The 5,496-nt window shown below is 52.7% G+C and carries 2 tRNA genes and 3 rRNA genes; all 5 read right to left on the bottom strand.

What is annotated here, in order from left to right:
• Positions 1-11: 11 nt before the first annotated feature.
• The 5 genes from rrf to G3O00_RS39450 all read right to left on the bottom strand — a co-directional run bounded on the left by rrf (position 12) and on the right by G3O00_RS39450 (position 5,211).
• Positions 12-124: ribosomal RNA gene (gene rrf / locus G3O00_RS39470) — 5S ribosomal RNA — on the bottom strand.
• Between the two features lie 131 nt (positions 125-255).
• Positions 256-3,137: ribosomal RNA gene (locus G3O00_RS39465) — 23S ribosomal RNA — on the bottom strand.
• 283 nt (positions 3,138-3,420) lie between these two features.
• Positions 3,421-3,496, bottom strand: a tRNA-Ala gene (locus tag G3O00_RS39460).
• A 41-nt stretch (positions 3,497-3,537) separates the two neighbouring features.
• A tRNA-Ile gene (locus G3O00_RS39455) sits at positions 3,538-3,614 on the bottom strand.
• A 64-nt stretch (positions 3,615-3,678) separates the two neighbouring features.
• Positions 3,679-5,211 (bottom strand): 16S ribosomal RNA (locus G3O00_RS39450).
• The 16S, 23S and 5S rRNA genes sit together here with 2 tRNA genes alongside, the layout of an rRNA operon.
• Positions 5,212-5,496: the final 285 nt, after the last annotated feature.

Below are 5,496 nucleotides of genomic sequence, written 5' to 3'. Positions count from 1 at the left end.
TGGCTTAGGGAGCCTGACGATTACCTACTTTCACACGGGAATCCGCACTATCATCGGCGTAGAGTCGTTTCACGGTCCTGTTCGGGATGGGAAGGGGTGGGACCGACTCGCTATGGTCATCAGGCAAAGAGGGTTGTTGTGCTGGCTTCGCAGCACAACCAATCTTGGAAGAAGCAGTAATTTTGAGTTGTGTGTATCACACACGAGAATCAACCAGTCCGACGCGCTGTGTTCAGCGCGAGACAGACTTGTTATAGGATCAAGCCTTACGGGCAATTAGTATCAGTTAGCTGAACGCATTACTGCGCTTACACACCTGACCTATCAACGTCCTGGTCTCGAACGACCCTTCAAGGGGATCTAGTCCCCAGGGATATCTCATCTTAAGGCGAGTTTCCCGCTTAGATGCTTTCAGCGGTTATCTCTTCCGAACATAGCTACCCGGCGATGCCACTGGCGTGACAACCGGTACACCAGAGGTTCGTCCACTCCGGTCCTCTCGTACTAGGAGCAGCCCCCTTCAAATATCCAACGCCCACGGCAGATAGGGACCAAACTGTCTCACGACGTTTTAAACCCAGCTCACGTACCTCTTTAAATGGCGAACAGCCATACCCTTGGGACCGGCTACAGCCCCAGGATGAGATGAGCCGACATCGAGGTGCCAAACACCGCCGTCGATATGAACTCTTGGGCGGTATCAGCCTGTTATCCCCAGAGTACCTTTTATCCGTTGAGCGATGGCCCTTCCATACAGAACCACCGGATCACTATGACCTGCTTTCGCACCTGCTCGACTTGTCGGTCTCGCAGTTAAGCACGCTTATGCCATTGCACTATCAGCACGATTTCCGACCGTACCTAGCGTACCTTCGTACTCCTCCGTTACGCTTTGGGAGGAGACCGCCCCAGTCAAACTGCCTACCATGCACTGTCCCCGACCCGGATCACGGGCCAAGGTTAGAACCTCAAACAAACCAGGGTGGTATTTCAAGGACGGCTCCACCGAAACTAGCGTTCCGGTTTCATAGCCTCCCACCTATCCTACACAGATCGGTTCAAAGTCCAATGCAAAGCTACAGTAAAGGTTCATGGGGTCTTTCCGTCTAGCCGCGGGTAGATTGCATCATCACAAACACTTCAACTTCGCTGAGTCTCGGGAGGAGACAGTGTGGCCATCGTTACGCCATTCGTGCAGGTCGGAACTTACCCGACAAGGAATTTCGCTACCTTAGGACCGTTATAGTTACGGCCGCCGTTTACCGGGACTTCAATCAAGAGCTTGCACCCCATCATTTAATCTTCCGGCACCGGGCAGGCGTCACACCCTATACGTCCACTTTCGTGTTTGCAGAGTGCTGTGTTTTTATTAAACAGTCGCAGCCACCAGTTTATTGCAACCCCTTCACCCTTTGCCCGCAGGGGCATCAAGCTACAAGGGCGTACCTTATCCCGAAGTTACGGTACCAATTTGCCGAGTTCCTTCTCCCGAGTTCTCTCAAGCGCCTTAGAATACTCATCTCGCCCACCTGTGTCGGTTTGCGGTACGGTCATCGTTAGACTGAAGCTTAGAGGCTTTTCTTGGAACCACTTCCAATTGCTTCGCTCCCTAAGGAGCTCGCGCCACACCCTTGAATTCCGCGCCCGGATTTGCCTAAGCGCCTTCTCCAATGCAGCGACCGGGACTTCCAACACCCGGACAACCTTCCGCGATCCGTCCCCCCATCGCATCTAACAATGGTGCAGGAATATTGACCTGCTTCCCATCAGCTACGCATTTCTGCCTCGCCTTAGGGGCCGACTCACCCTACGCCGATGAACGTTGCGTAGGAAACCTTGGGCTTACGGCGAGGGGGCCTTTCACCCCCTTTATCGCTACTCATGTCAGCATTCGCACTTCTGATACCTCCAGCATCCCTTCCGAGACACCTTCGCAGGCTTACAGAACGCTCTCCTACCATGCGTGCAAAGCACGCATCCGCAGCTTCGGTATATAGCTTAGCCCCGTTACATCTTCCGCGCAGGACGACTCGATCAGTGAGCTATTACGCTTTCTTTAAAGGGTGGCTGCTTCTAAGCCAACCTCCTGACTGTTTTAGCCTTCCCACTTCGTTTCCCACTTAGCTATATTTGGGGACCTTAGCTGGCGGTCTGGGTTGTTTCCCTCTTGACACCGGACGTTAGCACCCGATGTCTGTCTCCCGTGATTGCACTCTTCGGTATTCGGAGTTTGCTATGGCGGGGTAATCTGCAATAGACCCCCCAACCATGACAGTGCTCTACCCCCGAAGGTGAGACACGAGGCACTACCTAAATAGTTTTCGGAGAGAACCAGCTATTTCCAAGTTTGTTTAGCCTTTCACCCCTATCCACAGCTCATCCCCTAACTTTTCAACGTTAGTGGGTTCGGACCTCCAGTACGTGTTACCGCACCTTCATCCTGGCCATGGATAGATCACTTGGTTTCGGGTCTACGCCCAGCAACTGAACGCCCTATTCGGACTCGCTTTCGCTACGCCTGCCCTATACGGTTAAGCTTGCTACTGAACGTAAGTCGCTGACCCATTATACAAAAGGTACGCCGTCACCCCTTACGAGGCTCCGACTGTTTGTATGCATGCGGTTTCAGGATCTATTTCACTCCCCTCCCGGGGTTCTTTTCGCCTTTCCCTCACGGTACTGGTTCACTATCGGTCGATCACGAGTATTTAGCCTTGGAGGATGGTCCCCCCATCTTCAGACAGGATTTCACGTGTCCCGCCCTACTTGTCGCACACCTAGTTCTTTCATACTGTTTTCGCCTACAGGGCTATCACCTGCTATGGCCGCACTTTCCAGAGCGTTCGGCTAACAATACAAATAAAGAGTGCAAGGCTCATCCCATTTCGCTCGCCACTACTTTGGGAATCTCGGTTGATTTCTTTTCCTGCGGTTACTTAGATGTTTCAGTTCACCGCGTTCGCTTCGCATGGCCTATGTATTCAGCCATGGATACTCCAAAAGGAGTGGGTTTCCCCATTCGGACATCTACGGATCAAAGCTTGTTTGCCAGCTCCCCGTAGCTTTTCGCAGGCTACCGCGTCCTTCATCGCCTGTGATCGCCAAGGCATCCACCACATGCACTTGTTCGCTTGACCCTATAACGAGTCTGTCTCGTTACAGGTTGAGTTCTCGCGTTGTGCCGTATTCCAATTGAGTCAAACATAGAGTTCGAATCATCTTGAGATACATCGATACAATCACAACCCGGATAGTTTTCACGTCCATCTCATAGACGCTTCCGCTATCCAAATTACTTACTTCTTCCAGATTGTTAAAGAACGACAGCCGATATGGTTTTACTCATATCATCTGACTGGCTCAATCGCCAATGCAAAATTCTCGGTTCAGCGTCTGAACCAAGCCCTTAGCGTTGGTGATTGGTGGAGGCAGACGGGATCGAACCGACGACCCCCTGCTTGCAAAGCAGGTGCTCTCCCAGCTGAGCTATGCCCCCATGTACAGATATTCCTCAGGGTGTACCGCCAGTCAAGACGGTGGTGGGTCTGGTTGGATTCGAACCAACGACCCCCGCCTTATCAAGACGGTGCTCTAACCGACTGAGCTACAGACCCCTGAGTCTGTCTTTAAATTTACAGCCGATAAGCGTGAGCGCTCAACTTTGCGAGATAGCTCTGGAAAGGAGGTGATCCAGCCGCACCTTCCGATACGGCTACCTTGTTACGACTTCACCCCAGTCATGAATCCTACCGTGGTGACCGTCCTCCTTGCGGTTAGACTAGCCACTTCTGGTAAAACCCACTCCCATGGTGTGACGGGCGGTGTGTACAAGACCCGGGAACGTATTCACCGCGGCATGCTGATCCGCGATTACTAGCGATTCCAGCTTCATGCACTCGAGTTGCAGAGTGCAATCCGGACTACGATCGGTTTTCTGGGATTAGCTCCCCCTCGCGGGTTGGCAACCCTCTGTTCCGACCATTGTATGACGTGTGAAGCCCTACCCATAAGGGCCATGAGGACTTGACGTCATCCCCACCTTCCTCCGGTTTGTCACCGGCAGTCTCCTTAGAGTGCTCTTGCGTAGCAACTAAGGACAAGGGTTGCGCTCGTTGCGGGACTTAACCCAACATCTCACGACACGAGCTGACGACAGCCATGCAGCACCTGTGCGCCGGTTCTCTTTCGAGCACTCCCACCTCTCAGCGGGATTCCGACCATGTCAAGGGTAGGTAAGGTTTTTCGCGTTGCATCGAATTAATCCACATCATCCACCGCTTGTGCGGGTCCCCGTCAATTCCTTTGAGTTTTAATCTTGCGACCGTACTCCCCAGGCGGTCAACTTCACGCGTTAGCTACGTTACTAAGGAAATGAATCCCCAACAACTAGTTGACATCGTTTAGGGCGTGGACTACCAGGGTATCTAATCCTGTTTGCTCCCCACGCTTTCGTGCATGAGCGTCAGTATTGGCCCAGGGGGCTGCCTTCGCCATCGGTATTCCTCCACATCTCTACGCATTTCACTGCTACACGTGGAATTCTACCCCCCTCTGCCATACTCTAGCCTGCCAGTCACCAATGCAGTTCCCAGGTTGAGCCCGGGGATTTCACATCGGTCTTAGCAAACCGCCTGCGCACGCTTTACGCCCAGTAATTCCGATTAACGCTCGCACCCTACGTATTACCGCGGCTGCTGGCACGTAGTTAGCCGGTGCTTATTCTTCCGGTACCGTCATCCCCCGACCGTATTAGGGCCAAGGATTTCTTTCCGGACAAAAGTGCTTTACAACCCGAAGGCCTTCTTCACACACGCGGCATTGCTGGATCAGGCTTTCGCCCATTGTCCAAAATTCCCCACTGCTGCCTCCCGTAGGAGTCTGGGCCGTGTCTCAGTCCCAGTGTGGCTGGTCGTCCTCTCAGACCAGCTACTGATCGTCGCCTTGGTAGGCCTTTACCCCACCAACTAGCTAATCAGCCATCGGCCAACCCTATAGCGCGAGGCCCGAAGGTCCCCCGCTTTCATCCGTAGATCGTATGCGGTATTAATCCGGCTTTCGCCGGGCTATCCCCCACTACAGGACATGTTCCGATGTATTACTCACCCGTTCGCCACTCGCCACCAGGTGCAAGCACCCGTGCTGCCGTTCGACTTGCATGTGTAAGGCATGCCGCCAGCGTTCAATCTGAGCCAGGATCAAACTCTTCAGTTTAAACCTGTTACTGTTTTCGGTTCAGTTAAGAACCGGTCGCTCACTCAAAGCTGACAGGAATATGAATTGCTTCATAAACCTGACTTACTTTAGTGTGAGACTCTTGATACTTTCGCTATCTGATCCGAGGATCAGCTCGCTTCCATCAAGCGCCCACACTTATCGGCTGTTAATTTTTAAAGAGCGTTTCTGCGAGGAACTTCGTGTTTCTCAGCAGCGCTGCGTTTTCAGCAGCAGAGAAGCGAGATTATGAACCGTGTTTCGCATTTCGTCAACAACTTTTTT

Origin of the sequence: Burkholderia sp. Ac-20384 (assembly GCF_017104605.1) — a bacterium.
Taxonomy (GTDB): domain Bacteria; phylum Pseudomonadota; class Gammaproteobacteria; order Burkholderiales; family Burkholderiaceae; genus Burkholderia; species Burkholderia lata.
Note: the sequence above shows the minus strand (reverse complement) of the source record. Positions and strands in the feature narration are given on the sequence as shown.